Source organism: Actinomycetospora sp. (assembly GCF_055612215.1).
Genome location: NZ_JBVPVA010000944.1, coordinates 1 through 2,999, shown reverse-complemented (window position 1 = coordinate 2,999; position 2,999 = coordinate 1). Strand labels below are relative to the sequence as shown.

The 2,999-nt window shown below is 72.8% G+C and carries 3 protein-coding genes; 2 read left to right on the top strand and 1 reads right to left on the bottom strand.

The genetic code is table 11. From position 1 onward, the window contains the following. Nucleotides 1-336 (bottom strand): MSMEG_0572/Sll0783 family nitrogen starvation response protein (locus AC0CYZ_RS25800; RefSeq protein WP_472220660.1); only part of this gene is annotated, 336 nt, incomplete at its 3' end. A 336-nt stretch (nt 337-672) separates the two neighbouring features. Between AC0CYZ_RS25800 and AC0CYZ_RS25795 the strand changes: the two genes are divergently transcribed. Continuing rightward, nucleotides 673-2,043: an MSMEG_0569 family flavin-dependent oxidoreductase gene (locus tag AC0CYZ_RS25795; RefSeq protein WP_472220658.1), complete on the top strand. Its 1,371-nt coding sequence runs from the start codon at nt 673-675 to the stop codon at nt 2,041-2,043. Nucleotides 2,044-2,124: 81 nt separating this feature from the next. Then, a partial coding sequence (locus AC0CYZ_RS25790) for a DEAD/DEAH box helicase (protein ID WP_472220656.1) occupies nt 2,125-2,999 on the top strand: 875 nt, incomplete at its 3' end.

The window sequence follows — 2,999 nt, the reverse complement described above, 5'->3', positions numbered from 1 at the left end:
CTGGTCGTTGATGTTGTGCTCGCCCGGGAAGGCGGAGCTGCCCGTCGTCGGGAAGCCGCGGGTGGCCAGGCAGTTGAGCGAGCCCGGGCCGTAGAAGTAGATCGCGGTGTCGAAGCCCTTGCGCAGCGCGCGGGTGGCCTGCAGGACCGAGACGAAGCTGACAGATGACTCGTGCGCGATGCCGTGGACGAGGGTGAAGTAGGTCTCGCCGTTCTCGGCCTGCAGGTCGGGGAACACCTTGGTCCCGCCGTAGATGCTCGAGCCCTCGGGCAGGGAGGGGTGCGGGATCTCCTCGAGGCTCTTCTGCTCGACGTCGGACAGTTCGGCCGTGGTCATGGAAGTTCTCCTTGGTGGATCCATCGGGGCGGTGGAGGCGGTGGCCGGGAGCGGGCAGGATGTCCCCCTGGTCCCGCACGGTGCGGTCGAGGACCGGGACGTCGGCTCCGGACCGGCCTCGTGGTGAAGAAGCCAAACAACGACCGATGACGCGATCGTTTCGACGTGACTACGAGCACGTGACCTCATCGACCGTTCGTGACGGATGCGTTTCGAAACATCCGGCAATGTCGCGGCAGTCAGACGGCAACCATTCGGAAACGATTCCTCCCGACGCTGATCCCTGCAATCGAGGGCGCGACGCGTCCCCTGTGCGGCTGAGAGGAACGACCGGCCATGACCACGGCGACCGTCACGCCCCTGCGCGGAACCCGGAACGGCACCGACGGCGATCTCGACGGGGTCCACCGCCCCGTGGTCGTCGTGGGCGGCGGGCAGGCGGGCCTGTCCATGAGCCGCTGCCTGTCCCAGGCGGGGATCGACCACCTCGTGCTCGAGCGCGACACGGTCGCCCACTCCTGGAAGACCTACCGCTGGGACACGTTCTGCCTGGTCACGCCGAACTGGCAGTGCAAGCTGCCCGACTTCCCCTACGGGCGGGACGCGTCGGGGCACGGCTTCGGCGGCACCGACCCGCACGGCTTCATGGTTCGCTCGGAGATCATCGAGTACCTCGAGGCCTACCGGGCCTTCGTCGACCCGCCGCTGCACGAGGGCGTCGGGGTGGAGCGGGTGTCGCGCGACGACCACGGGACCTACGTGCTGGAGACGACGGCGGGCCGCCTCACCGCCGACCAGGTCGTCGTCGCCACCGGCGGGTACCACACCCCGATCACACCGCCGATGTCCGAGCCGCTGCCCGACTCCGTCACCCAGGTGCAGTCGCAGCACTACAAGAACGGCTCGCAGCTCCCGCCCGGTGAGGTGCTCGTGGTCGGCTCCGGGCAGTCCGGCGCGCAGATCGCCGAGGACCTGCACCTCGAGGGCCGGCAGGTCCACCTCGTCGTCGGGAACGCCCCGCGCGTGGCCCGCTTCTACCGGGGCCGCGACGTCACCGACTGGCTCGACGACCTGGGCTACTACCAGATGCCCGTCACCGAGCACCCCCGTCGCGAGGCGGTGCGCGCCCAGGCCAACCACTACGTGACCGGGCGCGACGGCGGGCGCGACATCGACCTGCGCGCCCACGCCCGCGACGGCATGAAGCTCTACGGCGTCATGACCGACCACCGCGACGGCGTGCTGTCCTTCAAGCCCGACCTCACCGCGAGCCTCGACCACGCCGACGAGGTGTCGGAGTCGATCAAGGACACCATCGACAAGCACATCGCCACCCGGCAGATCGACGCCCCGGCCGAGGACCGCTACACCCCGGTCTGGACGCCCGAGGCCGACCCGATCGAGCTGCGCCTGGCCGACACGCACATCACCTCGGTGGTCTGGTGCATCGGGTTCCGGCAGAACTTCTCGTGGGTCGACGTGCCGGTCTTCTCCGGGCGGGGCGCCCCCGGCCACAGCCGCGGGGTCACCTCCTCCCCCGGGCTGTACTTCCTGGGCCTGCCGTGGCAGTGGACCTGGGGCTCGGGCCGCTTCTCCGGGGTCGGCGACGACGCCCGCTACCTCGCCGAGCGCATCCGCTCGCAGCGCGGCCTGACGTCGTCGGGCGGGCGGGGTGACGTCTGCAACGTGCTCGCACTCGGCAGCTGACGCGGCTCGCACTCGGCCGCTGAGTCCTCCGGGGGTCGTGCACGGGCCTGGCAGCGCCACGGAGCTGGTAGACCGGCGGGCGTGATCGACGGCGTCATCGAGCGGGCCGCGCTCGACCTCCCGGTGCGCGCCGCGCTGCCGGAGCTGGACGCGGCGCTGGCCGACCGCGGGGCGGCCGTGCTCGTGGCCCCGCCGGGCACCGGCAAGACCACGCTCGTGCCGCTCGCGCTGGCCGGGTCGGTCGCGGGCCGCGTCGTGGTGGCCGAGCCGCGGCGCGTCGCGGTGCGCGCGGCCGCCGCCCGCATGGCGGCGCTGCTCGGCGAGCGCGTCGGCGACCGGGTCGGGTACTCGATCCGCGGTGAGCGGCGGCCGGGATCCCGCATCGAGGTGGTGACGACGGGGCTGCTCGTGGCCCGGCTGCAGCGCGACCCGGAACTCGCGGGCGTCGACGTCGTCGTCCTCGACGAGTGCCACGAGCGCCAGCTCGACACCGACCTCGCGCTGGCCTTCGCCGTCGACGCGCGCGCCGTGCTGCGCCCGGACCTGCGGCTGCTCGCGACGTCGGCGACGGCCGCCGCCGACACGCTCGCCGCCGCCCTCGACGGCCCGGTCGTCACCGCGCCGGACCCGATGCACCCCGTCGACGTCGTCTGGTGCCCGCCGCCGCGCCCGGTGCCGCCACCCCGCGGGATGCGCGTGGAGCCCGCGCTGCTCGACCACGTGGCCGCCGTGGTGCGCCGTGCGCTCGACGAGGCGAGCGGAGCGACGGGGGATGCTGACGAGGCGAGCGGAGCGACGGGGGATGCTGACGAGGCGAGCGGAGCGACGGGGGATGCTGACGAGGCGAACGGCGACGTGCTGGTGTTCCTGCCGGGGCGCCGGGAGATCGACGACGTCGGGCGGCGGCTCGGAGGGGCGAGCGGAGCGACGGGGAGGGATGCTGCCGCGCAGGCCGA

Bases quoted from the DNA above. Each gene is read 5' to 3' on its own strand.
- AC0CYZ_RS25795 (WP_472220658.1), top strand. From the start codon at position 673: ATGACCACGGCGACCGTCACGCCCCTGCGCGGAACCCGGAACGGCACC.